This is a genomic window from Microbacterium sp. HD4P20, assembly GCF_019449275.2.
Classification (GTDB): Bacteria; Actinomycetota; Actinomycetes; order Actinomycetales; family Microbacteriaceae; genus Microbacterium.
This window is the reverse complement of record NZ_JAHZQZ020000006.1, coordinates 145681-171186: the sequence shown is the minus strand read 5'-3', so window position 1 is coordinate 171186 and position 25506 is coordinate 145681. Positions and strand designations below refer to the sequence as shown.

Genomic DNA, 25506 nt, shown 5'->3' with positions numbered 1-25506 from the left:
ATGACACACCAGCCCGACCCGGCGATCGACGGCGCGGGGTTCACGACCCTGTCGGTCGCGAGCCTTCTCGCCGAATCCGCCGTGCGGCATGCCGACCGCACCGCTTTCTACTTCGCCGGCACGACCGTGTCGTACCGCGAGCTGTGGGATCAGACCCGTGCGTACGCCGGTGCCCTGCAGGCGCGCGGGATCGGCCGCGGCGACCGCGTGGCGATGCTCGTGCCGAACGTGCCCGACTTCGCCCGTGTGTACTACGCCGTGCTGTCGCTCGGAGCGGTCGTGGTGCCTGTCCACCTTCTGTTCAAGGCCGACGAGATCGCACACGTGCTGCGCGATTCCGACGCCGATCTGCTCGTGGTCGCCGCTCCCCTGCTCGCCGAGGCCATGCCGGCGGCTGCGACGGCCGGTGTGCCGATGGTGACGCTGCTGCTGCCCGCCGACGCGGGCATCGACCTGCCGCGGCTCGAGATCGAGGCGGCGGCAGCGCAGCCGATCGCGCGACACGAATCGGTGGGCCCCCTGGATGCCGCGACCATCCTCTACACGAGCGGCACGACGGGCACTCCCAAGGGCGCGGTCGGCTCGCACCTGTCGATCGTCGAGCAGGTGCACACGACCCTCATCGACGCGTTCGACCTGCGTGCCGACGACGTCGTCTTCGGCGGGCTGCCGCTGTTCCACACCTTCGGCCAGACCGCTGTGATGAACATCGCACTGCGGGTCGGAGCATCCGTCATCCTTCTCCCTCGCTTCGATCCCGACCAGGCGCTCGCGCTGATGGTCGGGCTGAGAGCGACCGTCTTCACGGCGGTGCCGACCATGTACGTCGGGATGCTGGAGGCCGCACGCCGCTCGGAGGACCGCCCGCCCCTGCGGTACGCCGTGTCGGGCGGGGCCGCGTTGCCGGTCGCGGTGCTCGAGTCCTTCCGCGACGCGTTCGGCGCCGACGTGCACGAGGGCTACGGGCTCACCGAGACGGCGCCGACCGTGTCGTCGAATCCGCTGCACGAGCCGATCCGCCCCGGCACAGTCGGGCGCCCGCTGTGGGGCGTCGACGTCGCGATCGCGGACCCCGATCGCGAAGACGCCGTCGTGCTGCTGGGCGAGCCCGACGCGCTCGGCGAGATCGTCGTGCGCGGCCACAACCTCTTCAAGGGATACCTCGGGCGGGCGGATGCCACGGCCGACGCCGTCGTGGACGGCTGGTTCCGCACCGGCGACCTGGGCACCTATATCGACGGCGTGCTCACGATCGTCGACCGCAAGAAGGACATGATCGTGCGATCGGGCTACAACGTGTACCCGACCGAGGTCGAGGCGGTGCTGGCGCGGCATCCGGGCATCGCGGTCGCCGCCGTGTTCGGCGTCACCGACGACGTGCGTGGTCAGGAGGTGCACGCCGCCGTCGTCCCACACGAGGGAGCGACCCTCGATGCCGACGAGGTCGTGGCGTTCGTGCGCGATCGCCTCGCGGCGTACAAGTACCCGCGCGTCGTGCACGTCGTTGGGGCGCTGCCACTGGGGTCGAGCGGCAAGGTGCTCAAGCGCGACCTCGTCGCGCAGTTCACGCCCGTCCGCTGACCTGGGGGGATGCCTCGCGCCGCCGCGCCGCCCGCGCCGCCGCGCCGCCCGCGCCGCCCGCTTCGGGTGGCGCAACACGCGGAATCTCACCCGCCAACCCCGCGTGTCGCGACCCCCGAACACCCCACGCCCACACCCACGCCCCGAGCCCCCACCGCAGGTGGCGCAACACGCGGAATCACGCCGGCCAACCCCGCGTGTCGCGACCCCCGAAGCTGCGAGACACCCGGCCGACGCGCTCAGCCGGCGGGGCGCGGGGCGACGGTCCACGCGCGGGTGGTGACGCCGATGGCGTTCCACACGTTGATCGTGATGATGAGCGAGATGAGGGCCGCCGCGGCCTCTTCACCGAACGCGGCGACCGCATCGGTCACGGTGTCCTCGGGCACGTGCGTCTCCGACAGGCGCGTGACGTCTTCGGTGAGTGCGAAGGCCGCACGCTCGGCGGCCGTGAACAGGCCCGATTCGCGCCAAACGGCGACCGCATCCACGCGCTGCGTCGCCACCCCCGAGGATCGTGCGGCACGAGCGTGCAGATCGACGCAGTAGGTGCACCCGTTCACCTGCGAGGCGCGCAGGCGCACGAGCTCGCGCAGACCGGCGTCGATGCCGGCGAGGTCGAGCTGCTCGGTGGTGGCGTCGTCGAGCGTGCTGACGGCGCGCGAGAAGACGGGCGCGAGGGCGTCGAAGTCCAGGCGCGGCGAAACGGGGACGAAGGTGTCGTTGAGAAATGTCATGATCTCAGGCTAGGAAATCAATGTCATGCCGAACATGGCCAATTCGACCGCGTGTGCGTGGGCCATTCCGACTCGAGGCTTGGGGTGCACGGGTCCCAGGGACTCCGCTTGACCCCGCCCCTACGTCATGGTTCTGACTTGATGCATGAGGCTCATTCCCTTCGCGTATCTGGCGTCCTACCTGCTGTCACTCACCGGCAACTCGATCGCGGGCGTGGCCCTGCCGTTGATCGTGTTGCAGGTTACGGGGAGCGCACTCGGCGCGGGCGCGGTCGCCGCGGCGACCGCGGTTCCGGCGGTGGTCGCCGGTCTGCTGATGGGAGTGGTCATCGACCGGATCAACCGTCGGACGTCGTCGGTCGTGACCGATCTCGTCTCGGCGGCGGCGGTCGCGGCGTTGCCGCTGATCGACATGCTCTCGGGGCTGAGCTTGGGGTGGTTCATCTTGTTCGGGATCATCGGCTCGCTGGGTGATGTGCCGGGCATGACCGCGCGGGACGCGCTGCTGCCCGCGATCGTTCGCCACAGCGGGATAGCCGCGGAACGGCTCATGGGAATCCGCGAGGCTCTCGGTGCGGTGGCGTTGCTTCTCGGCCCGGCCGTGGCGGGCACCCTCATGGTGCTGTTCGACGGTTCCACGGTGCTGTGGATCACCGCGGCAACCTCGTTGGCGGCGGCGCTCCTGACCCTGCTCATCCCGCACCGTGTCGGTGCCGTGGTCACCGCGGACGGTGAGGCGGCGATCGTCACAGGGACCGGATGGGCGCAGCTCCGCGAGGGATGGCGGGCTCTGTTCCGTAGTCGATTCCTGCTCGCCACGACGGCGCTCAGCCTGGCGTCGGTGATCGTGCTCGCTTCCCTGCAAGGGCTGATCCTGCCGGTCTACTTCACGCTCGTCGAGCAGCCTGGAATGCTCGGGTTCGTCCTCTCCGCCCTCGCCGCCGGAATGCTCATCGGGGGCACGACCTATGCGATCGCCGGCGCACCAGGCCGGCGACGAGCATGGTTCCTCGCCGGAATGCTCGGCAGCACGCTCGGGTTCGGGATCATCGCGGCCCTGCCGTCCGTGTGGGTCGTCTTCGCCGGCGCCTTCGTCGTCGGCCTGTCGAGCGGCCTTTTCGGCAGCCTGATCGGCGTCCTGATGATCGAGCGCATCCCCGAGCAGATGCGCGGACGGATCATGGGAACCCAGAACGCGATCATGACCGCTGCGCCTGCAGCGGGCATCGTTCTGGCCGCGGTGCTCACCGAGTACGCGGGCGTGAACGTCGCGGCGATCGCCCTCGTGGGCGTGTGGCTCGTAGCGCTCGCTCTGGGCCTGTTCGCCCGCTCGCTGCGTAACCTGGAACCGGAGCCTGCGGAGCCGGGCAACGGCGAGACGGTGGTGGTCAACAATGCATAGCGGAGAGCTGGCGCGACTCGCGGGCGTCACCGTCCGGGCGCTGCGGCACTACCACCAGATCGGAGTGCTCCCTGAGCCCGAACGCAGCAGCAACGGCTACCGCAGCTACAACGTCCACGATCTGATCCGGGTGGTGCGGATCAAGCGTCTCGCCTCCCTCGGGATACCGCTGGAGCGCATGTCCGACCTTCTCGACGACGCAGCCTCAGACGGCAGCGGGCTGCTGGATGAGTTGGACGCGGAACTCGCGGCACAGATCGAACGGCTCACAGAACAACGCGACCTCATCGCCCGCCTCCGCGCCCACAACGCGCCCCCGGACCTTCCTCCGGAGTTGGCTCCGTTCCTCGCGGTGTTCGCAGCCACCGGACTCTCACCGCATCTGGCCAAGATCGACCGCGATCAGTCGGTCCTCCTGGCTCACCTTGTCGGGGACGAGGGGATGCCGTATCTCGCACGCTTCTATCAACGGATCAGTGCGCCCACCCTCGCAGCCGCCGTGACCGACATCGCGGAGCGGTTTGATCGGCTCGGGCCGGGGAGCACTGAGCAGGATATCGCCGCGCTCGTGGACAGCTTCGTGGCAACTTTCGCACCGTTGATCGGCGAGCTGTCGGATGGGTCAGAACCCGACGAGCTGAGCGGGTCGGCGAGCCTGTTCAACGAGTACACGGCCGACGTGCTGAACACGCAACAGCAGCGCGCCCTCGAAAGACTCGCAGCGACACTCGATGACTCGGCCCCGGCGGTGGCCATGATCCACGGGGAGGAATCTGCCGTCGTGCATGAATCCTGACCCTCCACCACCCCCGACTACCGTGGAATCGCTGGAGGTCTCCGCCGACTTCAGTGGCAACCTACCCCTCCGCGATCGCGGCGACCAGCGCATCGAGCCCGGTCTCGACACGTGACGGTGGCAGCGCGCCATACCCCACGACGACCCCCGCCGGCGTCGGCCGCGCGGTCGGCGCCCCGCCTCGGGAACGTGCCGCGCGAAACGCGGCCAGGCCGTCGACGGCCACGCCACGCTCGCTCGCCCGCGCCACCACGCGCGCCTCGACGGACTCGTCAGGCAGCCCGACGAGACACTGCAGGCCTGCGGAAAGCCCCTCGATGTGCAGCTGCGGCGCACGCTCCGCCAGGAGCGCGCCGAGCAGCTCTCGCCGCGTCCGGAACCGTGCGCGACGCCGGCGCACCGCCCGGTCGTACTCGAACGCATCGATGAAACGCGCGAGGGCGTGCTGGTGCAGTCCACTCGGGGTTCCGCCCGACACCTCGCGCTGGCGGCTCACGTCGTCGCGGAGCGCGGCGGGTATGACGCCCCATGCCAGCCCCACCGATGGCGCGAGCGCCTTGCTCGCGCTGCCGAGATAGACCACGACGTCGGGCGCGAGCGCCTGCAACGCCCCGACGCTTCGCCGGTCGTAGCGGAACTCGCCGTCGTAATCGTCCTCGAGTACGACTCCTCCGCACGACCGCGCCCACTCCACGACCGCACGGCGCCGGGCAGCCGAGAGCGGCACTCCCGTCGGAAACTGGTGCGCCGGTGTGAGCAGGATGCCGCCGACGTCCAGGCGAGCAAGGTGCGAGGCATCCGCCCCCTCGTCGTCGACGTGCACCGGCACGACCTCGAGGCCCGCCGCCTCGATGATGCGCCGGTGCCGCTCGTGGCCGTATTCCTCGACGGCCATGCGCCGTGCCCCGCGGGCGCGGAGCGTGCGCGCGAGCAATGCAAGCAGGTCGCCGAATCCGCTGCCGATCATGACGGCGCCGGGGTCGGCGACCGCGCCGCGCGTGCGGGCGACGTACGAGGCGAGGCTCCCACGCAGGGCCGGCACCCCGATGGGGTCGGGGTAGCCGAACGCCGCGGAGGGCGACTCGGCGAGCGCGCGACGAACGTGCGTGCTCCATGCCGCGTGCGGGAAGTCGCTCGCGTCGACGAGTCCACCCCTCAGGTCGAGGGGTGCGGGATGCTGCGCACCCGGCGCGCGCGAAGGATCCGATCCGGGCACCGCCGCCACCCACGTGCCGGCGCCGACGCGGGTCTGCAGCCACCCCTCCGCCGCGAGCCGCGCGTACACCTCGCCCACCGTGTTGCGCGCGACGCCGAGATCGGACGCGAGGACCCTCGACGCGGGGAGCCGCGTGCCGACCGGGAGGCGACCATCGGCGACCAGCGCGCGCAGCCCCGCCTCGATCTCGCGCACCGACCGGCCGCCGTGCAGCGGAAGGTACAGGTCGAGCCCGGTTGCGGCATCCGTCACCATCGCGCTCCCCTCCCGGCACCCGCCGCGTCGTCCCGACCCTATCGACGGCGGGGGCAAAGCCCGAGCCCACGGGCTCCGGGCCTCGGGCTTCAGGTGGCGCAACACGCGGGATCCCGTTCGCGATCCCGCGTGTTGCGACCCCCGAGAAGAGCGCCGAGAGGCGCCGGAACCTGGAGTCCTGGTCAGGAGCCGGGCACTCCCTCGCCCGAGAGCGCCACCGGCGCCTGCTCGACCGCGGTCACCGACCCGCCCTCGACGGCGTAGGTGGCGCCGACGTAGTCCTGCACGCCCTGGTCCACCGCCGTGATACCCACCCCGAGATAGGCGGCGTGGCTGTCTTCGCTGAAGGACAGCGGCAGGATGCCGGTGCCCGCCAGATCTCCGGAGGTCACCGCGCCGATCAGCGAGGCGCGCGTCGGGTTCTCGCCCGCCGCCTCGAGCGCCTCGGCGAACAGGTAGGCGACGCTCATGCCGTAGATGGTGTTGCCGTCGAACGGCGCACCGTCGTTGTACTCGTCGTTGACCTGCTGGAACAGCGTGACCCACTCGGAGTCACCGCCGAGCGCCGGCAGGTAGTTGGCGCCGACGAAGCCTTGCAGCAGCTTGGGTCCGACGTCCTCGCCGAGGTATCCGACCAGCGTCGGGTAGTCGCCGCCCGACGACGACGAGAACCACATCGGGAACCAGCCCAGTTGCGCTGCGGTGCCCAGGGCGAGCGCGGTGAACCCGTTGATCGTGGCGAGGATGTTGATCTCGCAGCCGGCGGCCTTGAGGGCTCCGATCTGGGCCGCGACGTCCTGGTTCGACACCGAGTAGCGCTCGATGTGCGTGAGTCCGTCGTCACCGAGCGCGAGCTGAGCACCCTCGATCATCTCGTCGCCGAAGTCGTCGTCCTGGCCGAGCAGGCACACCTTCTTGGCGGGGTACTCGTCGGCGGCGTACTGCGCGAGCGCGGCGCCCTCGACGATGTAGTCGGCGTTGAACCCGAACGTGAAGGGGTACTTCTCCGGCTGGTTCCAGCTCGTCGACCCGGAGGCGACGAACAGGTCGGGCACCTCGTTCTGGTTGAGGTAGTCGAGCACGGCGGTGTGGGTCGGGGTGCCGAGCCCGTTCACGATCGCGAAGACCTCGTCCTCCTGCACGAGCTCGCGCACGACCGTCTGCGTGGTGGCCGGGTTGTACCCGTCATCCTTCACGAGGTACTCGATGGAGCGGCCGTGCACACCGCCCTGCTCGTTGAGGTAGTCGAAGTATGCCGTGGCGGCGGCCGAGATCGACGAGTAGCCGGCGGCGGCGGGTCCGGTCAGCGGCGTGTGCGCGCCGATGGTCACGGTGTCGTCGCTGACACCGGGGGCGGCCTCGGCCGGGTCGCCGGTCGCGGCGGGCGTGCTGCATCCGGCGAGAGCGACGAGGACGGCGGATGCGCCGGCCATCGCCGCCACGCGGCGTGCGAAGGAGTGCTGTGACATGGTCACCTCTTTCTCTGTGGTGGGGGTGATGCGGGGGTCAGGACGGATTCCGGATGCCGCGGCGCGGCCGGCGGCGTCGATTCGTCGAGTCGCGGGGTTGCGGCGAGCGGCGCGGCGCCCGCGGTGTTCGCGGCACCCGGAGTGTTCGCGGCACCCGGAGTGTTCGCGGCACCCGGAGTGTTCGCGGCATCCGCGGTGTTCGCGGCGCCCGCGGCGCCCGCGCCGCCCGCGGAAGCGGGCGTGCTCGGCCCCGAGGCCGACGGGCCGCGGCGCACCCGGGGTCCGCGAGGGCGCCGCATGCTCGCGAGCCCTCCCGGCCTGGCGAGCATGACGACGATGAGCAGCGCGCCGAAGACGAGCACCGAGAGGTTGCCCGACAGGCGCTGCTCGACCTCGGCGGGCAGCGGGATCGCCGAGATCCCGGTCGACAGCAGCCACGGCAGCAGCACGATGAGCGCCGAGCCGATCGCGGCGCCGCCGATGCTGCCGAGCCCGCCGAGCACCACGGCGACCACGAGCAGCAGCGAGAACGCGAGCGTGTAGGCCCCCGGGCTCACCGACTGGGTGACGAAGCAGAGCACCGCTCCCCCGGCGCCGGCGGCGATCGAGCTGACGCCGAACGCGGTGACTTTCACGCGTCCGGCGCGCACGCCGTTCAGCCGTGCCGCCGTCTCGTCGTCGCGCACGGCGCGCATCCGCAGGCCGAGCCGGCCACGAGAGAACGCGGCGAGAGCCGTCACGACCACCCCCGCGACGAGGATCGCCACCCACGCCTGCCACTGCTCGACGGCGATGAGCCGCTCGAACAGCGGAGGCACACCCTCGTACGCGATCTGCAGCCCTTGGTCACCGCGCAGCACGCCGGAGAACACCGCGGCCACCGCGGGGACGGCGATGACCAGGGCGAGCGTGACGCCGGCGAGGTACGGACCGCGGAGCCTCGCCGCTGCGAGTCCGAGCAGCCACCCGAGCGCCCCCGAGACGACGACCGCACCGAGCATCCCCACCAGGAAGCGAGGAATGCCGTCGATCCCGGCATCCGTCATCGCGTTCGCGGTGAGTGCGTAGCCATAGCCGCCGGCGGCCATCAGCGCGGCATGGCCGAGCGAGAGCTGCCCGCTGTGGCCGATGAGGATCGTGAGCCCCGCCGCGGCGCAGAAGTACGCCGCCACCGTCGCGAGCTGGAAGTTGCGGTAGGGGTCGAGCAGGAATGTGCCGCCCAGAGCGAGCACCGTGAGTGCCGCGCCGAAGATGACGGTGCGAGGGATGCCGCGCAGTCGCGGAAGCAGCCGGGTCATGCCGTCCGCGCCTCTCGCATCGAGAAGACGCCCCCTGGCCGGATCAGCAGCACCGCGACCAGCAGCACGAGTACGCCGATCGGCGCGACGGTCGCACCGAGGTACCCCGTGACGAGCGTCATCGCGACGCCTACGACCAGGCCGCCCAGCAGCGCGCCGACCGGCGAGTCCAGCCCGCCCACGACTGCGACAGCGAACGCGTAGACGAAGAGCATGTCGGTCGCGTGAGGATTGAGGCCGAGTTCGGTCGGCACGAGCAGCATCGCGGGCAGCGCGGCGACTGCGGCCGACAGCATCCATCCGATCGTCACCATGCGGTTCACCCGCACACCGAGCACGCGTGACACCTCGGGGGCGAACGCCGAGGCGCGCAGCTGCAGGCCGAGCGACGTGCGGGTGAACAGCAGCGCGAGACCTGCCATCACCACGAGTGCGACGACCAGCACGAACAGGTCGTACGGCGAGAGCAGCGGCACGCCGCCGACGACGATCGGGCTGTCGTCGAACGGTGCGCGCATGGGACGGTACTGCGCGCCGAACAGGATGCCGAGCAGCGACTGCAGCACCATCACTATTCCGATCGCCACGATGACGCCCGACAGCGGGCTGCTGTGGGGCGCGAACCGCATGACGCCCCGCTCGACGCCGACGCCGATCGCCGCACCGGCGAGGAGGCCCGCCGCCAGGCCGGCCCAGTACGAGCCGGTGAATCCCGTGACGGCGAACGCGACATAGGTCGCGACCAGCGCCATCGCGCCCTGAGCGAAGTTCACGATGCGGGCCGCCCGCCAGATCAGCACGAGCGACAGCGCGAACAGCGCGAACACCGCGCCGCGCGCGAGGCCGGTGGCGAAGAGGAAGAGGAGTCGGTCCATCAGAATCCCAGGTAGGCGTGGCGGAGGGTCTCGTCGGCGGCGAGCGCTGTGGCCGGGGCATCCGCCACGACGCGGCCGAGGTCGAGCACGACCCCGCGATCGGCGATCGAGAGGGCGCTCGTCACGTTCTGCTCGGCCAGCAGCACCGTGAGGCCGCGGCTCGCGGCGGCGCCTCGCAGTGTGCCCATGAGCTGCGCGACGACGAGCGGCGCGAGCCCCAGCGACGGCTCGTCGAGCGCGAGCACGATCGGCTCGGCGATGAGCGCGCGGCCCAGGGCGAGCATCTGCCGCTCGCCTCCCGACAGCTGGTGGCCCGCGCTGGTGCGGCGCCGCGCGAGAGGCTCGAACAGCTCGTAGACGCCGGCGACTGCGCGCTCGCGCGCCGCGCCGCGGTGCCGCCACAGACCGCCGAGTCGCAGATTCTCATCGACGGTGAGCTCGGCGACCACGCTCTGGCCGTCTGGCACGAGCGCAACGCCGCGACGTGCCCGGTCTTCGGTGCGCAGGGGCGCGAGGTCGTAGCCGTCGAGCACGACGGATCCGGATGCCACGGGCACCAGACCCGCGAGCGCGCGCAGCAGCGTGGTCTTGCCGGCGCCGTTGGCGCCGAGCAGGGCGACCACCTCTCCGGGCGCGAGGGCGAAAGAGACGTCGTGCAGGACGGGCGCGCCGCCGTACCCGACCGTGAGGTCTCGGATCTCGAGCGCTCCTTCACGGGTAGGCGCTTCGGGGCGTGTGGCTGCGGTGCTCATGCGGTCGCCTTCACGCCGAGGTAGGCCTCTTCGACGCGCGGGTCGGTGCGAACGTCGGCCGGCGTGCCGCGCGCGATCACGCGTCCGAAGTCGAGGACGACGATGCGGTCGGCCAGACCCATGACGAAGTCCACGTGGTGCTCGACGAGGAGCACCGCGCAGCCGGTCGCCGCGACGCCGCGGATGATGGAGCCCAGACCGGCGATGTCGTCGGCGCCGAGCCCTCCGGCGGGTTCGTCCAGCAGCAGCAAGCGGGGCTCGGTGACGAGCGCGCGGGCCAGCGCGACGCGTTTGCGGTCGGGGTAGGGCAGGGCTGCGACCGGACGGTCGGCCAGGGCCGCGAGGTTGAGCGCGTCGAGCCGGGCCTCGACGAGGGCAGCCGCATCCCGCCGGCCGGTCACCGGCACCGCGACGTTCTCACGCACCGTGAGCCCAGCGAAGAGGCCGAGCCCCTGCAGCGTGCGCGAGACTCCGCGCCCCGTCAGAGCGGCGGTTCGCCGGGGGGCGGGTGCCCCGTCGATCGCGATCCCACCGCGCCTGCGCACCAGCCCGCACACGGCGTTGAACACCGTGGTCTTGCCGGCGCCGTTGGGTCCGATGAGGGCCACGATCTCGCCGGGCCGCACGTCGAACGAAACGCGATCGACGGCGGTGAGGCCGCCGAAGGCGACGCTCAGGTCGGTGACCTCGAGGCGTGCGGGAGCACCCTCATGGGTCGCGGTCGTTGCGGTCATCGGCACCTCTTCGTGTCGGGTGCCCTCACTGTACACGAGAAACCGACCGGGCGGTATGTTCCCGTTGCACCCCGCCTTTCTCTTCCCGACCATGTCCCTCTCGCGCCGACCATGTCGGTTCCGCGCCCACCATGTCCCTCTCACGCCGACCATGTCGGTTCCGCGCCCACCATGTCCCTCTCGCGCCGACCATGTCGGTTTCGCGCCCACCATGTCCCTCTCACGCCGACCATGTCGGTTCCGCGCCGACCATGTCGGTTCCGCGCCGACCATGTCAGACATGCTCGGTGAGAAACACACATGCTCGGTGAGAAACCCACATGCTCGGTGAGAGACCCACATGCTCGGTGAGAAACACACATGCTCGGTGAGAAACCCACATGCTCGGTGAGAGACCCACATGCTCGGCGAGAGACCCACATGCTCGGTGAGAACACATGCTCGGCGAGAGACCCACATGCTCGGCGAGAGACCCACATGCTCGGCGAGAGACCCACATGCTCGGCGAGAGACCCACATGCTCGGCAACGGGGTGCGCGCGCGAGGCGGCGCGGGCGTGCGGGCGCAGGCGGGGCGGAGGGCTACTTGTGCGGGATGCCGGCGATCATGCCGCCGTCGACCACGAACTCGGCGCCGCTCGTCCACGCCGAGGCGTCGGATGCGAGGAACACGATCGCGCCGGCGATGTCGTCGGGCGTGCCGCTGCGGCCGAGGGGGATGTCGAGATGCTCGGGGTCGATGCGCGCCGTCATCGGCGTGCGCACGAAGCCCGGATGGACGGAATTGACGCGGATGCCGGCCGGCCCGAGCTCGACCGCGAGGGACTTGGTCAATCCCCGCACACCCCACTTCGACGCCGTGTAGGCATGGACGCCCGCGCTCCCGCGCATGCCGTCGACCGAAGAGAGATTGACGATCGAGCCACCGCGCCCGGATCGCGCGAACTGGGCCTTCATCACGGGCACCACCGCGCGGCAGCCGAAGAAGACGCCGGTGAGATTCACGCCGATCACCGCGTCCCACTTCGCTGTCGTCAGGTGCTCGATCGGCGCGGCATTCGCGATACCCGCGTTGTTGACGAGCACATCGAGCGAGCCGAAACTGTCGAGCGTCGACGAGATGACAGCATCCCACTGCTTCTCGTCTGTGACGTCGAGGGGCTCGAAACGCACGCGGTCTCCGAGTTCGGCCGCGAGCTTGCGGCCGCGGTCGTCGCTGACGTCGGCGACGACCACCCGGCCGCCCGCGGCGTGCAGGGCGCGCACGGTTGCCGCGCCGATGCCCCGCGCGCCGCCGGTGACGAGCGAGACCCTCCCGTCGAGGTCGAAGCTGACGCCGCTCATGCGTAAGACGCTCCCGCGCCCGCGCCCGCGCCGATCGTCGAGACCGCACGTCCTCGCCGAACCCGCACGTCGTCGAGGCAAACAACGTGCGTCCTCGACGGGAACATACGTACTCGACGAGGGGTGGGCCGGCCCGGGCTCACGGCACCACCGCGATCACGACACGGCCGACGGTCGAGCCGCCCGCCAGCGCGGTCAGCGCCTCGGGCGCCTGTGCGAACGGCACGACGCGATCCACGACGGGCCGCACGACGCCGTCGTCAGCGAGCCGTGTGAGTTCGGCGCGGGCGTCATCGATGAGGTCGGGCCGCACGCGGGGATAGAGACCCCAGTGCAGGCCCACCACGGAGTAGTTCTTGACCAGCACGTGGCCGGCCGGCAGCGCCTGGATCTGACCGCCGGCGAATCCGACGACGATGATGCGCCCCTCGAACGCGATGCACTTCGTCGAGGCCTCGAACGCCGCGCCTCCGACCGGGTCGAACACGACGTCGGCGCCGTGCCCACCCGTCGCGGTCTTGACGCCGGCGACGAGGTCGTCGGCGCCGCGCACCAGCACCACCTCGGCGCCGGCGTCCCGCGCGACGGCCGCCTTGGCCTCCGAGCCCACGACGCCGATCACGCGCGCCCCTGAAGCCGCTCCGAGCTGCACGGCCGCGAGTCCCACGCCGCCCGCGGCGGCATGCACGAGCAGCCATTCCCCCGCCTGCAGCGCCGCACGGCGGTGCAGCCCGAACCACGCGGTCTGGTAAGCGACGGTGAGGCCGGCCGCTTCCGCGTCCGAGAGCGCGCGCGGCGCGATCCAGACATCGGATGCCGGCAGCACGGCATACTCCGCCAGCACCCCGATCTTCGACCCGACCACGCGGTCGCCCACGGCCACGCGCGAGACGTCCGCGCCGGCAGCCACGACGGTGCCCACGAGTTCGATCCCCGGGCTGAACGGCAGCTCGGGCTTGACCTGGTATTCGCCGCGGCACAGCAGCACGTCGGGAAAGTTGGCCGCGACGGATGCCACCCGCACGAGCACTTCGTCGGGCCCCGGCGTCGGCACCGGCACGACGTCGAGCGACAGCGCCTCGGCGGGTTCGGCCAGGCGCGTCACTCGCCACGCGCGCATCTCGGCGGGAATCGCGGTCACCGCCGACCCCGCGGCGGCGCGGGCATCGGCGGTGGCGTCAGGCTGCGGCATCCGTTCTCCTCAAACTCGATAGGAACAGGTCGGTGATCTGCTCGGCGACGAGCGTCTTGTCTTCTGGCCCCTCGGGCGAGTACCAGTGCGACAGGTAGTGCACGTCGCTGAAGAAGTGGGCGACGAGCATCGCGACGGGGATGTCGGTGCGGTAGAGGCCCTCGCGCTGGCCGCGCGAGATCAACTCGGCGAACTCGTCGTGGTACGCGCGTCGCCGCCGCGTGACCTCCTGCTGGCGGGGCGCCGACAGCATGTTGAGGCTGCGGAAGAACACCGCCCCCTCTTCCATGTGGTCGATCGAGGTCTCGAGCACGTCGACGCACACCGCGCGCAGTACGTCGTCGACCGTGCCGCCGGCAGCGATGATCTCGTCGAGGTGCGCCTTCTGCAGCGTGAGCAGCTTCTCGTAGATGCCGAAGAGCAGGTCGTCCTTCGACTCGAAGTAGTGGTACATCGCGCCCTTGGTGACGCCGGCGGCCTCGACGATCTGCTGCACGCTGGTGTTGGCATAGCCCTGACGGGCGAAGAGCTCGACGGCCGCGCGGGTGACGTCGTCGGCGACGTGGGAATCCTTCATGCCTTCATCTTTCACCCGGTCGGCGTCGCCGCCGCGTCATGTGAGGGGGCGGATGCCGGCGCCGCCGTCGATCGACAGGGTCTGGCCCGTGATCCACGCGGCGTCGTCCGACAGCAGGAACGCGACGGGACCTGCGACATCGGCGGGCTCGCCGAGCCGCCGGAGCGGATAGGCGGCGGATGCTTCCTCTTCGTGCCCTTCGTACAGTGCCCGTGCGAACACGGTCTTGACCACGGCGGGCGCCACCGCATTCACCCGGATGGCGGGCGCGAGCTCGAACGCGAGCTGCATCGTGAGGTTCACGAGTGCCGCCTTGGAGATGCCGTAGAACGCGATGCCCGGGCTCGCACCGAGCCCGGCGACCGAGGCGATGTTCACCACCGAACGCGAGAGTCCGGCGGCGAGTGCCGCGCGCGTCCAGTCGAGCGCCGCGATCACGTTGACCTCGAGGATCTTGCGGGCAGCGTCCGCGTCGATCTCGGTCAGCGGACCGTAGACGGGGTTGATGCCGGTGTTGTTGACCAGGTGATCCAGGCGTCCGTGGCGCTCGGTGATGTGCGCGAAGACGGCCGCGCGGCGCTCGGCGTCGTCGGCGCGACCGGAGACGGCGGATGCGGCGGGCCCGAGCTCGGCGACCGCCGCGTCGAGCGCGTCCTGCCTGCGCCCGGTGATGACGACCGACCCGCCCTCGTCGACAAGGCGCCGCGCGATCGCGAACCCGATGCCGCGACTGGCGCCCGTGACGAGCGAGACGGTGCCGTCGAATCTGCCCAGGGCCATGACGCCTCCTTGCGTGACATACCGGCTGGTCGGTTTTACCGTAGCACGACGGTCAGGCATTCCGTCCCGCTTCACTCGCTCAACGACCCGCAATGCCCCGGTCGTCGAGCGAGCGAGGAACGGGCGAGACGAAACGATTGGCACTCAGTACTATGGATCGTGACATCCAGTGCCACTCTGTCAGGAGTCCGAACATGACCGCATTCCAGCCCCGCCCCGGTCAGAGCGTCGAAGGCTATGACGTCACCCGCCGCCTCGGCACCGACTACTACGCGGCCTTCGCCGACATCCCGGCCGCCGACCGGGCGATCTGGGAACGCGCGCAGGCCTACGTCGACGAGGTCGGCACACGGATGCTGGATGCCTGGGACGCCGCTGAATACCCGCTCGAGCTCGCGATGCGCATGGGCGAGCGGGAGCTGTTCAACGACGGAATCGACCACCCCGCGCTCACGCGCTTCTCGCCCCTGGCCGCCGGCCTGGTCAATATGGAGATCTCGCGCGGCGACGGGTCGCTGGGCACAGTGATCGCGGTGCAGGGCGGGCTCGCCCTGCGCACGCTGGCCCTGTTCGGCAGTGACGAGCAGCAGGAGCGCTGGCTCGCGCCCGTAGCCCGCGGTGACGTTCCGGCATCCTTCGCCCTCACCGAACCCGACCACGGATCCGACTCGGTCTCTCTCGAGACCACCGCCCGCCGCGACGGCCAGGAGTGGGTGCTCGACGGCGCCAAGAAATGGATCGGCAACGGCGCGTCCGGCGGCATCACGTTCGTATGGGCGCGGGTCGACGACCCGGAGAGCGAGCACCACGGCGCGGTGCGGTGCTTCCTCGTCGAGCAGGAGACACCCGGGTACGTCGGCACCGTGATCACCGGCAAGGCGTCGCTGCGCGGCATCCATCAGGCCCACATCGTGCTGGACGGCGTGCGCGTGCCGCTGGATGCGGTGCTGCCGGGCACCAAGACATTCAAGGATGCCTCGACCGTGTTGTATTCGACGCGCTCGGGCGTTGCGTGGTCGGCGCTGGGCCACGCCACCGCCTGCTACGAGGCGTCGCTGGCCTACGCGCAGCAGCGGGTGCAGTTCGGCAAGCCGCTGGCGAAGTTCCAGATGGTGCAGGAGCGGCTCACGCAGATGCTCGACGAGCTCACCGCGATGCAGCTGTACTGCCGCTTCATGGCCGATCTCGAGACGCGCGGCGAGCTGCGTCCGACGCAGGCCTCGCTCGCGAAGTACCACAACACGCGCGCCGCGCGCCGCATCGCGGCCATCGCACGCGACATGCTGGGCGGCAACGGCATCCTGCTCGAGAACGGCGTCATGCAGCACATGGCCGACATCGAGGCCATCCACACCTACGAGGGCACCGAGAGCGTGCAGGCGCTGCTCATCGGCCGCGACATCACGGGGATGAGCGCCTTCGCATAGCGGGTCGGCGGGGGCTCGGCAAGCCGTAGGGCGTCACCGGTGCCGCCGGTTAGCCTCGCTTCATGGGACTGTTCAGCAACGAGCCGAAGTCGGTGCGCCTGGATTCGCAGGACGCCGATCTGAAGGCGAGCCGGGCGCCGTGGAGCCTGTGGGCCGACAACTTCGGCAAGCTCGGCATCCGCTCGATCCAGATCATCGTCGTCGTCACGGTGGTCGCGGCGATCATCTTCGCGATGCAGCAGCTGACCCTGGTGACCATCCCGCTCATGATCGCCCTGATCCTCGCGTGCGCCTTCCACCCCGTCATGCACGCGATGCGCTCACGCGGCGTGCCTTCGGTGCTCGCGACCATCATCACGATGCTCACGATCGTCGTGCTGCTGGGGGCGGTCGGGTGGCTCATCGTGTGGGCCGTGCGCGACCAGTGGGACGAACTCTATTCGGAGGCTCAGGATGGCTTCCAGGCTCTGCTGGCCTGGGCGCAGGACCTGCCGTTCGATTTCGTGCAGCCCGAGCAGGTCGACGAGTGGGTCGCGAGCATCACCGATTTCATCACCAGCGCCCAGTTCGGCTCGGGCGCGCTGGCCGGGGTGGGTGCTGTCGCGAACTTCCTCACCGGACTCGTACTGATGATCACGATCCTGTTCTTCTTCCTCAAGGACGGCCCGCAGATGTGGGAGTTCCTGCTGCGGCCGTTCCGCGGCCGGAACTACCTGCGCGCCCGCCGCATCGGGGACAAGACCGTCGGGGTGCTCGGCTCGTATGTACGCGGCACCGCGACCGTCGCCGCCGTCGACGCGATCGGCATCCTGATCGGTCTGCTGATCCTGCAGGTCCCGCTGGCGATTCCGCTCGCCGTGCTGGTGTTCCTCCTCGCGTTCATCCCGATCGTGGGTGCCACGCTCGCCGGGATCCTGGCAGCGCTCGTCGCCCTCGTCGCCAACGACTGGATCAACGCCCTGTTCGTGGTCGGCGTGGTGGTGCTGGTGAACCAGCTCGAAGGCAACTTCCTGCAGCCGGTGCTGATGGGGCGCTCGGTGAAGCTGCACGCCTTCGTCATCCTGGTCGCCCTGACCGTCGGCACGGTGCTCGGCGGCATCGTCGGCGCCGTCCTCGCGGTGCCGATCGCAGCCGCGGCGTGGGGCGTCGTCCAAGTGTGGGACGGCCCCGACCTGCCCGCGCGATGGGCGCGTCCTAAGCGCCCGGTCGAAGCCTGAGCCGCGGCATCCGCCTCGCAGCTGCGGCGAATAAGGCGGTTGCGCGCCAGAGATAGGGCATTCGTCCGATGGGGAGGTAGGGCCTCAGCGACGAGAGTCGAACTGCACGGAATCACCGGGTTCCGAGGCAGGAGATCGATCATGGATGCCACGACCCACGCGGTCATGCGGCTGGCCGAGCACCGCTTCGCCGACCTCGAGCGCGAGAACCGGCGCCGCGTCGCCCACGCCGAGCGTCGAGCGGCTCTCGCGGAGGCCGAGCGTCGCGCGGCCCTCGCGGAGCGCGAGCGTCGGGCGCGCGCGAGCACCGCCGCGGCGCCCGCGCCCGAGTCGCCGGAGTCGCCGGAGTCGCCCGAGTCGCCCCGGACGCCCGAGGCACCGGCGCGGACGGCCGCGACCGGCCTCGCGCTCGCGGGACCCTCGTCGTGACCGGAGCCGCCGGCCGCACCTCCCCGATGTCGTGCCGAGGTGCGAGCATATGAGCATGCCCGCCCTCACCTCGACGCCCCGCATGGTGGGGCGCCGGGCTGAGCTCGACGCCCTGCTGGGGGCGCTCGACGACGGTGTGGCGGGCCGGCCGGTCACGGTCGTCGTGCGGGGCGAGGCGGGCATCGGCAAAACGCGGCTCGTCCAAGAGTTCCTCGCCGAGGCGACCGAGCGCGGCGGCGAGCTGCCCGTCACGGTCGCGATCGGGCAGTGCGTCGATCTGGGCCCGATCGGCGCGCCGTTCGGTCCGATTCGCCGGGTACTGCGCGATCTGCACGCCGCCGTGGGCACCGAGGAGTTGCGCAAGGCGGCCGGCTCGGTCGCGGTCATCGCGAGCCTGGCCGCGCTCGTGCCCGGCATCGCCGCCGAGCATCCCGACACCGACGATCCGGCGGGTGAGTTCGCCGAGGCGATCGAGGTCGTCCTCGAGCAGCTGTCGCAGGAGCGCCACGTCATCGTGGTGATCGAAGACCTGCAGTGGGCGGATGCCTCCACCATGGCTCTGCTGAAGACGCTCGCCAGCACCCTGCGTGGCCGGCACCTCACGATCGTCGCCACCTACCGCTCCGACGACATCGACCGCTTCCATCCGCTTCGTCCGGTGCTGGCCGAGCTCGACCGCACCCGCTCCGTCGTCCGGGTCGACGTCGAGCGACTGAGTCCTGAGGAGGTCGCCGAGCAGGTCGCACAGCTGGCGCCGGACCTGGATCCGCGCGTCATCGAGGATCTCGCGGAGCGCAGCGGCGGCATCCCGTTCCTTGTCGAAGAGCTCGTCGATCTGGGCGATCGCGGACTGCCCGACACTCTGCGCGAACTCGTGCTCGCCCGCTACGCCCGCGTGGGCGACGCCGCCCAGCAGACGGTACGCACGATGGCGGCGGGCGGCATGCACGTCGACCACGAGGTGCTGGCGGCGGTGTCGCCGCTCGACGACCGCGCCCTCGACCTCGCCGTGCGCGAGGCGATCGATGCGCGCGTGATCCTCGCCGACGGCGCCGGCTACTCCTTCCGCCATGCCCTGACGCGCGAGGCCGTCGAGAGCGACATGCTGCCGAGCGAACGCGTACGCACGCACCGGCGCTATGCCGAGGTTCTCCGAGACGGTCGCGCCGACTCGCCAGACGAGGCATCCGCCATCGCCGAGCACTGGCTCGCCGCACGCGACCTCCCGGCCGCCTTCGACGCCACCGTCGCCGCGCTGCAGCAGTCGCGCGCCCGGTACTCCCCGGCCACGTCGGTGAAGCTCGCGGAGCGTCTCACCGAGCTGTGGGAGCAAGTTCCGGATGCCGCCGCCCGCGCCGGCACCACGCTCCCCGAGTTGCATCTCGGCGCCGCCGAGGGGTGGCACGACCTCGGCGATTCGGAGCGGGCCCTTCGCTCGGCGAAAGAGGGCCTGGCGGTGTGCCCCGACGACCCCTTCACACGTGCGGCGCTGCTGCGGCAGCGGTTCGTCGAAGTGTTCAATTTCGAGCACCGCAACCAGCGCGAGGACCTGCTCGCGGCGATCGACCTCCTCGAGGGCATTGACGACGAGCGGGCAGACGCGCTGCTGTCGCGCGTGTTCACCAATCTCGCGATCGGCGACGACGGCGCCACGGCACAGCACTACGCACAGCGGGCGATCACGCTCGCCGAGCGCGCTGGTGACAATGCGGCACTCGGCGTCGCACTGACCGTCGAATCCTGGCGGATCGCCGACGACGAGGACGATGAGCCCCGCGCACTCGCGCCGGTCCAGCGTGCCGCTGCACTCCCCTTGGATCCTGCCCTGCGGTCCTACACCGGTTCGGCCCTGGTCGATCTGCTGGTGCGGCTCGGCCGCTTCGACGAGGCGGTCATCTTCGGGGAACAGCGCTATGCCGACGCGGTACGAGCGGGCATCGAACGCGGGTCCGGGGCATCCGTCGCCTACTCGCTCGCCCGCGCCCTGTTCAGCATGGGCCGCGCCGAAGACGCGCTGCGCTATGCGCGCCGCGCGCGGCGCCTCACGAAGGCTCGCGGGTCGGTGGTGCGGCTCATCGCCACCCACCTGAGCTGGAACGACCAGGCCGCCGCGCGCGACGAGCTCCTCAGCGCCGACTGGGCCTTGATCGAAGAGTCGCTGCGCACGCACCCCAAGAAGCGCACGTCGTGGGCGATCGACCGCGCCGAGGCGTGCGCCTCGATCCGCGGGTTGCCTCCGGCACCTGCGGCCGAGCGGGAGGCCGCTCTGGCGGACGTGCTCGAAGTCGCCACGGGCGATGCGCCGCCGGCACTGCGACGCCACGCGGCCGTGACGGCCGCGATGCTGCTCGCCGTGAGCGACCGGGATGGCCGCGACGACAGGCGGCGGGCCCTCGCTGCGGCGGTCGACGCCTGGCCCGACCGCGCCGCCGCGCCGATCATGGCCGGCTTCGTGCGGGCGCTGCTGGCCGACGCGGGTCCGGTCGGCCATCGCGTCGAGCAATGGCGCGGCGTTGTCGCGGACCTCGAGGCCGGCATCACTCCGGTGTGGCATCTGCACGTCGCGCGCTGCCTCCTGGCATCGGCGCTGCTCGAGCACGGCGATCGCGACGAGGCGGCGGCGCTGCTTCGGCGCGTCTCGACAGAGGCACCCGGGCACGGCGTCGCTCGGGTCGCACGGTGGGCGACCGAGCTGGCCGCTCAGGCGGGACTGACGGCGGGCGCGGAGACCCCCGATACCCCGGGCGGTGCGGATCTGGCGGCAACCCTCACGCCGCGCGAGCGTCAGGTGCTCGAGCTGATCGCCGAGGGACTGACGAACCCGCAGATCGGCCGGCGCCTGTTCATCAGCCCCAAGACCGCCTCGGTGCATGTGTCGGCCATCCTCGCCAAGATCGGCGCATCCAACCGCGCAGAGGCCGCCGCACTGTACACGGCGGCGTTGGCACCCTGACGCGCGGTCGAGCCCGGCCTGTACGGGTGTCGGGGCGCCACGGCAGGATGGACCCATGCCGTACGAGATCCCCGCGCCGATGCTCGCGAAGTCCGTGCCCGACGTGCCCGACCCGGCGAAGACGCCCGGCGGTCTCAGCTATGAGCCGAAGTGGGACGGGTTCCGCGCGCTGATCTCGTGGGACGGCGAGAACGTCGAGATCGGCTCGCGAGGCGCCAAACCCCTGACCCGCTACTTTCCCGAACTGGTCGAGGCGTTCGCGCGGCTCCTGCCCGAGCCGTGCCTGCTCGACGGCGAGATCGTCGTGCCGATCCAGCGTGACGGCCGGCGACGGCTGGACTGGGAGTCGCTGTCGCAGCGCATCCACCCCGCGGCATCCCGCGTCAACTTGCTCGCCGAGCAGACCCCGGCGATGTTCATCGCGTTCGACCTGCTCGCGGTCGGAGATCGCGATCTGCAGTCCGAGCCGTTCGGCGAGCGTCGCGCAGCGCTCGTCGAGCTCTTGCGTGACGTGCCCGACCCCGTACACGTCACGCGCACCACCGACGACGCGGACCTCGCGCGCCGCTGGCTCGCCGAGTTCGAAGGCGCCGGTCTCGACGGTGTCGTCGCGAAGCCGCTCGACCAGCCGTACGCGCCGGGCAAGCGCACGATGTTCAAGATCAAGCACGCGCGGACGGCGGATGTCGTGGCTCTCGGCTACCGCATCCACAAATCGGGTGAGGGCGTCGGATCGCTGCTGGTCGGCCTCTACGGCGAAGACGGAACGCTCTATCCTGTCGGCGGGGTCGCGGCGTGGAGCAACGCCCGCAGGCTGGAGCTCATCGATGAACTCGCGCCGCTCGTCGAGCGCGATGCCGAGGGCGAGGCCGTTCGGGGCGAGGGCGAGAAGTCGCGGTTCCAGGCCGGTCGCGCCGACTCGTCGTTCGTGCGGCTGCGCCCCGAGCGCGTGCTCGAGGTGCGCTACGACCAGCTGGAGGGATGGCGCTTCCGGCACACGGTGCAGTTCGAGCGGTGGCGCCCCGACCGCGACCCGCGCTCGTGCACGTATGAGCAGCTCGAGGTCGTCGCGGCGTACGACCTCGCCGAGGTCCTGGTCTGAGGGTGGCGGATGCCGTAGGCCACGGCATCCGGATCACCCCACTTTGGGCGGTGTGAACTCGACGACCGGAATGTGCGCGTCGCCGCCGGCGATCTCCATCGCGCTGCTGAGGTGATGCCATGCCCCCGGATGCGCCACCGCGTATCGTCGCAGCACGGCCGCGGACTCCTCCCGTCCGAGCAGCCGCACCGCGGCGCGCACGCGTCGGGCACCGCCGGTGCTGAGGTAGGCGACACCGTTCGCACGGAGGTTGCGGTACCACTGCGCCGTCTCGCCGAATCCGGATGCCACACGCACCACATTCGGCTCACGCTCAACGACCTCGACCACCACGAAACGCCGCTCGTGCGAGACCCGCCCGAAGTGCTCGATCATGACGAGGCGTGGCCCGAGCATCCAGCCGAGCCCGGCGCGGTACAGCGGAATCGGCAGGCGCATCAGCCATCGCACTTTGAGCGCACGGGCCGCGAGCCGGTCGAGGAAGCCCGGGCCGCGCGTGGCCTGCGTGGGCCCACGCGTCCCGAGGCTCCGCGGATCGCGCCAGCGATCCGTGGAGAGGACGGGGGGAGGGTCGGTGACCGCCTCGGTCATTGCTCTTCTTTGGGCCAGTTCTCCGGGTTGATGCGGCTGGGCTGCACGCGGGGCGGCTCGCCGGGCATCTTCGGGAAGTCGGGCGGAAACGGCAGCTCGCCGAGCCCGTCATCGAGGTCGCGCTGCCACCATTCGAGCAGCGTGTCGATGCGCCCCGGCTTGGCGAGCAGATCGGCCCACGGGTCGCCGACATCGGCGAGGCGCTGCGGCACCGAGCGAACCGTGAACGCGGCGGGATCGACGCCGGCCGCGAGCTCGTCCCACGTGAGCGGTGTCGACACCGTCGCACCGGGCAGCGCGCGCGGGCTGTAGGCGCCCGCCATCGTGCGGTCGCGGTTGGCCTGGTTGAAGTCGATGAAGATGCGCTCGCCGCGCTCCTCTTTCCACCAGTTCATCGTGACCTTGTCGGGCAGGCGCCGTTCCAGCTCGCGACCCGCGGCGATCACCGCGTGACGCACCTCGAGGAATTCCCACCCCGGCTCGATGGGACAGAACACATGGATGCCGCGGTTGCCGCTGGTCTTGAGGAACGCCGTCAGCCCCGCCTCGGCGAGCACGTCACGCAATGCGGGGGCGACGGCCGCGGCATCCGCGAAGTCCGTTCCCGGCTGCGGGTCGAGATCGATGCGCAGCTCGACGGGGTTGTCGGTGTTCGCCGTGACCGACGCCCACGGGTGGAAGACGATCGTGTTCATCTGGACGGCCCACACGGCGGTCGCGATCTCGGTGAGGATGATCTGGGGATGCCGTCGCCCGCTGTTGTAGGTGACGGTCTGGGCCTCGACGAACGAGGGCGCACCCTTGGGCGGGTTCTTCGAGTAGAACTTCTCCCCCTCGACGCCGTCGGGGAACCGCTCGAGCGACACCGGCCGATCGCCGTTCGCGGCCAGGAAAGGCTCCCTCACGGCGATCATGTACTCGGCGAGTTCGCGTTTGGTGATACCCGCCTCCGGCCAGATCACGCGGTCGGGGTTCGAGATCCCGACCTCGCGGTCTCCGTGGGGACCGGGCACGGTGAGGGTGATGCGCGGCGACGCCATGCTCCGACGGTAGCGGGATGCCGCGACTGGGGCCACCCGACCGGAGGCTCCGCTCGACGCGCCTGGGCCCACGCGGCCTGAGGCTCCGCTCGACGCGCCTGGGGCGCGTGGAGGGGCCGTGGGGACGGCGAGTCGAGGGATGGTGGGGACCGGCATCCCTCACCGTCAAGACGCCGCGCTGGGGATGCCTCGGCGGCTCACCGCTCGACCGGAAAGACCATGTGCGTGACGCGCGTACTCGGGACGACCACGGCCGGATCGCCGAGCCGCACCGTCGCAGGATCGATGTCGGCGAAGTACCGATGCCCTGTGCCGAGCACGACCGGCACCAGATCGATCGCGACCTCGTCGACCAACCCCGCAGCGAGGGCCTGGCCGGCGATCGTGCCCGCGGCGAGCGCGACGGTGCGGTCGCCCGCGATCCGCTGCGCGAGCGCGATCGCCGCCTCGATGCCGTCGGTCACGAAGTGCGCGTTCCCGGTGTGGGCATGCGCCCAGTCGGTGGGCGCCACGTGCGTGAGCACCACGTACGGCACGCCGAGGGGATGCACCCCGCTCCAGCCGTCGGTGATGTCGAACAGCAGGCGGCCGACCACGAGGCATCCGATCTGGTCCACCCACTCGCGCCAGTAGTCGGCGCTCGCCGGCGTCAGATGGAACGAGGCCGGCTCGCTCGCCGTGACGACCTCGACGTCACCGGCCTCGTACCAGTCGAAGAGGCGACCGGGGTCGTTGTTCTCGTGCGCAACGAAACCGTCGAGCGACATCGAGGCGTTGCAGACGACCTTTCCCATGGGTCAGCCCTCGCCCGCGAGGATGGCGTCGAGCTTGTCGTAACCCTCGCGCATGCCGCGTTCCATGCCTTCTGCGATCATCTTCTCGAGCACCTCGGTGGTCGGGAACACGCTGTGATCAACCAACCGCGAGCGACCGCCGTCCAGCGATTCGAAGCGGATGATGTCCATGCTGACCTCGTCGGGCCAGCCCTCGAACTCGAATGTCTGCACGATGAGTTCGTTCTCGCGGACGGTGTGGAACACGCCGCGGAACGCGTAGACGTTGCCGTCGGGGTCGGTCTGCTCGAACCGGTATCCGCCTCCGGTGCGGAAGTCCCAGTGCGTGATCACGGTCTGCTCCTCGCCGGGCCCGATCCACTGCGCGTACAGTTCAGGATCGGCGTGAGCGTGAAACAGCGCGGCGACGGGCGCGTCGAACTCGCGGGTGATGTCTGCGTACGAGGTGCCCTGCGGCGCGTCGATGACGAGCGGATTGCTCATTGGTCCTTCTCCTTCTTTCGTCGGTTAGCGGTCCGGCGAGGGGTCTGCGCGTCGGTCGTTCCGGATGCCGTGGCCGCCAGTACCGCGTCGAGCCGCCGGTAGGCGCGCTCGGCGTCGAGTCGGTACCGGTCGATCCAGGCGGTCAGCTGTTCCAGCGCGGCGGCCTCGAGGTGGACGGGACGGCGCTGCGCGTCGCGCGATCGTGTGACGAGGCCCGCGTCTTCGAGCACCCGGATGTGGCGCGAGATGGCCTGCATCGTGATCGGGAACGGCTCGGCGAGCTCGCCCACTGTCGCGGGCCCGCGGCTGAGCCGGGCAATGATGCTGCGGCGCACCGGATCACCCAGGGCCACGAACGCCCGGTCGAGCGACTCATCATTCACGATCAACCTTCTTGTTTATCAACGTATGTGTTGAATAAAACACCGCACGAAGCGTGTTGTCAACCCCGCGCCCGGGTTCG

24 protein-coding genes are annotated in these 25506 nt (G+C 70.7%); 8 read left to right on the top strand and 16 right to left on the bottom strand.

Annotated elements, in window-relative coordinates; all coding sequences use genetic code 11:
• Entirely contained in the window at positions 1–1581 is a 1581-nt protein-coding gene (locus tag K0817_RS01550; RefSeq protein ID WP_219979332.1) for a long-chain fatty acid--CoA ligase, read from the top strand.
• A 239-nt stretch (positions 1582–1820) separates the two neighbouring features.
• On the opposite strand, the gene K0817_RS01545 is transcribed toward K0817_RS01550, so the two are convergent.
• Entirely contained in the window at positions 1821–2318 is a 498-nt protein-coding gene (locus tag K0817_RS01545; RefSeq protein ID WP_219979331.1) for a carboxymuconolactone decarboxylase family protein, read from the bottom strand.
• 145 nt (positions 2319–2463) lie between these two features.
• Here K0817_RS01545 and K0817_RS01540 point away from each other — a divergent pair, with 145 nt between their 5' ends.
• Together K0817_RS01540 and K0817_RS01535 are read left to right on the top strand one after the other, a co-directional pair.
• The gene (locus K0817_RS01540; protein ID WP_219979330.1) at positions 2464–3720 is read left to right on the top strand and encodes an MFS transporter; all 1257 of its coding nucleotides are present in this window, start codon (positions 2464–2466) and stop codon (positions 3718–3720) included.
• On the top strand, positions 3713–4516 hold the full coding sequence (locus K0817_RS01535) for a MerR family transcriptional regulator (protein WP_219979329.1): 804 nt from the start codon (positions 3713–3715) through the stop codon (positions 4514–4516). The genes K0817_RS01540 and K0817_RS01535 overlap by 8 nt, the downstream gene beginning before the upstream one ends.
• A 61-nt stretch (positions 4517–4577) precedes the next feature.
• On the opposite strand, the gene K0817_RS01530 is transcribed toward K0817_RS01535, so the two are convergent.
• The 10 genes from K0817_RS01530 to K0817_RS01485 form a co-directional block, all read right to left on the bottom strand.
• Positions 4578–5984 carry a PLP-dependent aminotransferase family protein gene (locus K0817_RS01530; protein WP_253735111.1) on the bottom strand — a complete coding sequence of 469 codons (1407 nt, stop codon included), beginning with the start codon at positions 5982–5984 and terminating at the stop codon, positions 4578–4580.
• Between the two features lie 185 nt (positions 5985–6169).
• A complete protein-coding gene (locus tag K0817_RS01525) occupies positions 6170–7456 on the bottom strand; it encodes an ABC transporter substrate-binding protein (protein WP_219979327.1) in 1287 nt (428 codons plus the stop codon).
• Between the two features lie 2 nt (positions 7457–7458).
• The gene (locus tag K0817_RS01520) at positions 7459–8754 is read right to left on the bottom strand and encodes a branched-chain amino acid ABC transporter permease (RefSeq protein ID WP_219979326.1); all 1296 of its coding nucleotides are present in this window, start codon (positions 8752–8754) and stop codon (positions 7459–7461) included.
• Positions 8751–9629 carry a branched-chain amino acid ABC transporter permease gene (locus tag K0817_RS01515; RefSeq protein ID WP_219979325.1) on the bottom strand — a complete coding sequence of 293 codons (879 nt, stop codon included), beginning with the start codon at positions 9627–9629 and terminating at the stop codon, positions 8751–8753. The genes K0817_RS01520 and K0817_RS01515 overlap by 4 nt, the downstream gene beginning before the upstream one ends.
• A complete protein-coding gene (locus K0817_RS01510; RefSeq protein ID WP_219979324.1) occupies positions 9629–10381 on the bottom strand; it encodes an ABC transporter ATP-binding protein in 753 nt (250 codons plus the stop codon). The genes K0817_RS01515 and K0817_RS01510 overlap by 1 nt, the downstream gene beginning before the upstream one ends.
• Positions 10378–11115, bottom strand: a complete 738-nt coding sequence (locus tag K0817_RS01505) for an ABC transporter ATP-binding protein (RefSeq protein WP_219979323.1) — start codon at positions 11113–11115, stop codon at positions 10378–10380. The genes K0817_RS01510 and K0817_RS01505 overlap by 4 nt, the downstream gene beginning before the upstream one ends.
• Before the next feature lie 581 nt (positions 11116–11696).
• A complete protein-coding gene (locus K0817_RS01500; protein ID WP_219979322.1) occupies positions 11697–12458 on the bottom strand; it encodes an SDR family NAD(P)-dependent oxidoreductase in 762 nt (253 codons plus the stop codon).
• Between the two features lie 139 nt (positions 12459–12597).
• Positions 12598–13650, bottom strand: coding sequence for an NADPH:quinone oxidoreductase family protein (locus K0817_RS01495; protein WP_219979321.1), 1053 nt, complete (start codon positions 13648–13650; stop codon positions 12598–12600).
• Entirely contained in the window at positions 13637–14227 is a 591-nt protein-coding gene (locus tag K0817_RS01490; RefSeq protein WP_219979320.1) for a TetR/AcrR family transcriptional regulator, read from the bottom strand. Before K0817_RS01490 ends, K0817_RS01495 begins: the two co-directional genes overlap by 14 nt.
• A 36-nt stretch (positions 14228–14263) precedes the next feature.
• The gene (locus K0817_RS01485; protein ID WP_219979319.1) at positions 14264–15007 is read right to left on the bottom strand and encodes an SDR family oxidoreductase; all 744 of its coding nucleotides are present in this window, start codon (positions 15005–15007) and stop codon (positions 14264–14266) included.
• A gap of 194 nt (positions 15008–15201) precedes the next feature.
• Here K0817_RS01485 and K0817_RS01480 point away from each other — a divergent pair, with 194 nt between their 5' ends.
• The 5 genes from K0817_RS01480 to K0817_RS01460 all read left to right on the top strand — a co-directional run bounded on the left by K0817_RS01480 (position 15202) and on the right by K0817_RS01460 (position 22135).
• Complete coding sequence (locus K0817_RS01480) at positions 15202–16434, top strand: acyl-CoA dehydrogenase family protein (protein ID WP_219979318.1); 1233 nt, start codon at positions 15202–15204, stop codon at positions 16432–16434.
• Between the two features lie 62 nt (positions 16435–16496).
• Positions 16497–17651 carry an AI-2E family transporter gene (locus K0817_RS01475; RefSeq protein WP_219979317.1) on the top strand — a complete coding sequence of 385 codons (1155 nt, stop codon included), beginning with the start codon at positions 16497–16499 and terminating at the stop codon, positions 17649–17651.
• Positions 17652–17792: 141 nt separating this feature from the next.
• Positions 17793–18080, top strand: coding sequence for a hypothetical protein (locus K0817_RS01470; protein ID WP_219979316.1), 288 nt, complete (start codon positions 17793–17795; stop codon positions 18078–18080).
• A gap of 55 nt (positions 18081–18135) precedes the next feature.
• Entirely contained in the window at positions 18136–21033 is a 2898-nt protein-coding gene (locus K0817_RS01465) for a LuxR family transcriptional regulator (RefSeq protein ID WP_219979315.1), read from the top strand.
• 55 nt (positions 21034–21088) lie between these two features.
• On the top strand, positions 21089–22135 hold the full coding sequence (locus K0817_RS01460) for an ATP-dependent DNA ligase (protein ID WP_219979314.1): 1047 nt from the start codon (positions 21089–21091) through the stop codon (positions 22133–22135).
• A 33-nt stretch (positions 22136–22168) separates the two neighbouring features.
• Here the strand turns inward: K0817_RS01460 and K0817_RS01455 are convergent, their stop codons facing one another.
• The 5 genes from K0817_RS01455 to K0817_RS01435 all read right to left on the bottom strand — a co-directional run bounded on the left by K0817_RS01455 (position 22169) and on the right by K0817_RS01435 (position 25426).
• A complete protein-coding gene (locus tag K0817_RS01455) occupies positions 22169–22726 on the bottom strand; it encodes a nitroreductase family deazaflavin-dependent oxidoreductase (RefSeq protein WP_219979313.1) in 558 nt (185 codons plus the stop codon).
• Complete coding sequence (gene ligD, locus K0817_RS01450; protein ID WP_219979312.1) at positions 22723–23766, bottom strand: non-homologous end-joining DNA ligase; 1044 nt, start codon at positions 23764–23766, stop codon at positions 22723–22725. Before ligD ends, K0817_RS01455 begins: the two co-directional genes overlap by 4 nt.
• 197 nt (positions 23767–23963) lie before the next feature.
• Positions 23964–24560: a dihydrofolate reductase family protein gene (locus tag K0817_RS01445; protein ID WP_219979311.1), complete on the bottom strand. Its 597-nt coding sequence runs from the start codon at positions 24558–24560 to the stop codon at positions 23964–23966.
• Positions 24561–24563: 3 nt separating this feature from the next.
• Positions 24564–25043, bottom strand: coding sequence for an SRPBCC family protein (locus tag K0817_RS01440; protein WP_219979310.1), 480 nt, complete (start codon positions 25041–25043; stop codon positions 24564–24566).
• Entirely contained in the window at positions 25040–25426 is a 387-nt protein-coding gene (locus K0817_RS01435) for a metalloregulator ArsR/SmtB family transcription factor (protein ID WP_219979309.1), read from the bottom strand. Before K0817_RS01435 ends, K0817_RS01440 begins: the two co-directional genes overlap by 4 nt.
• Positions 25427–25506 lie beyond the last annotated feature (80 nt).

What these genes read in the sequence shown, in the direction of transcription:
- K0817_RS01445 (WP_219979311.1), bottom strand. Translation starts at nt 24,560, where the DNA reads ATGGGAAAGGTCGTCTGCAACGCCTCGATGTCGCTCGACGGTTTCGTT.
- K0817_RS01505 (WP_219979323.1), bottom strand. Translation starts at nt 11,115, where the DNA reads ATGACCGCAACGACCGCGACCCATGAGGGTGCTCCCGCACGCCTCGAG.
- K0817_RS01500 (WP_219979322.1), bottom strand. Translation starts at nt 12,458, where the DNA reads ATGAGCGGCGTCAGCTTCGACCTCGACGGGAGGGTCTCGCTCGTCACC.
- K0817_RS01515 (WP_219979325.1), bottom strand. Translation starts at nt 9,629, where the DNA reads ATGGACCGACTCCTCTTCCTCTTCGCCACCGGCCTCGCGCGCGGCGCG.
- K0817_RS01465 (WP_219979315.1), top strand. Translation starts at nt 18,136, where the DNA reads ATGCCCGCCCTCACCTCGACGCCCCGCATGGTGGGGCGCCGGGCTGAG.
- K0817_RS01540 (WP_219979330.1), top strand. Translation starts at nt 2,464, where the DNA reads ATGAGGCTCATTCCCTTCGCGTATCTGGCGTCCTACCTGCTGTCACTC.
- K0817_RS01550 (WP_219979332.1), top strand. Translation starts at nt 1, where the DNA reads ATGACACACCAGCCCGACCCGGCGATCGACGGCGCGGGGTTCACGACC.
- K0817_RS01460 (WP_219979314.1), top strand. Translation starts at nt 21,089, where the DNA reads ATGCCGTACGAGATCCCCGCGCCGATGCTCGCGAAGTCCGTGCCCGAC.
- K0817_RS01520 (WP_219979326.1), bottom strand. Translation starts at nt 8,754, where the DNA reads ATGACCCGGCTGCTTCCGCGACTGCGCGGCATCCCTCGCACCGTCATC.
- K0817_RS01495 (WP_219979321.1), bottom strand. Translation starts at nt 13,650, where the DNA reads ATGCCGCAGCCTGACGCCACCGCCGATGCCCGCGCCGCCGCGGGGTCG.
- K0817_RS01480 (WP_219979318.1), top strand. Translation starts at nt 15,202, where the DNA reads ATGACCGCATTCCAGCCCCGCCCCGGTCAGAGCGTCGAAGGCTATGAC.
- K0817_RS01490 (WP_219979320.1), bottom strand. Translation starts at nt 14,227, where the DNA reads ATGAAGGATTCCCACGTCGCCGACGACGTCACCCGCGCGGCCGTCGAG.
- K0817_RS01470 (WP_219979316.1), top strand. Translation starts at nt 17,793, where the DNA reads ATGGATGCCACGACCCACGCGGTCATGCGGCTGGCCGAGCACCGCTTC.
- K0817_RS01525 (WP_219979327.1), bottom strand. Translation starts at nt 7,456, where the DNA reads ATGTCACAGCACTCCTTCGCACGCCGCGTGGCGGCGATGGCCGGCGCA.
- K0817_RS01455 (WP_219979313.1), bottom strand. Translation starts at nt 22,726, where the DNA reads ATGACCGAGGCGGTCACCGACCCTCCCCCCGTCCTCTCCACGGATCGC.
- K0817_RS01475 (WP_219979317.1), top strand. Translation starts at nt 16,497, where the DNA reads ATGGGACTGTTCAGCAACGAGCCGAAGTCGGTGCGCCTGGATTCGCAG.
- K0817_RS01440 (WP_219979310.1), bottom strand. Translation starts at nt 25,043, where the DNA reads ATGAGCAATCCGCTCGTCATCGACGCGCCGCAGGGCACCTCGTACGCA.
- K0817_RS01510 (WP_219979324.1), bottom strand. Translation starts at nt 10,381, where the DNA reads ATGAGCACCGCAGCCACACGCCCCGAAGCGCCTACCCGTGAAGGAGCG.
- K0817_RS01545 (WP_219979331.1), bottom strand. Translation starts at nt 2,318, where the DNA reads ATGACATTTCTCAACGACACCTTCGTCCCCGTTTCGCCGCGCCTGGAC.
- ligD (WP_219979312.1), bottom strand. Translation starts at nt 23,766, where the DNA reads ATGGCGTCGCCGCGCATCACCCTCACCGTGCCCGGTCCCCACGGAGAC.
- K0817_RS01485 (WP_219979319.1), bottom strand. Translation starts at nt 15,007, where the DNA reads ATGGCCCTGGGCAGATTCGACGGCACCGTCTCGCTCGTCACGGGCGCC.
- K0817_RS01535 (WP_219979329.1), top strand. Translation starts at nt 3,713, where the DNA reads ATGCATAGCGGAGAGCTGGCGCGACTCGCGGGCGTCACCGTCCGGGCG.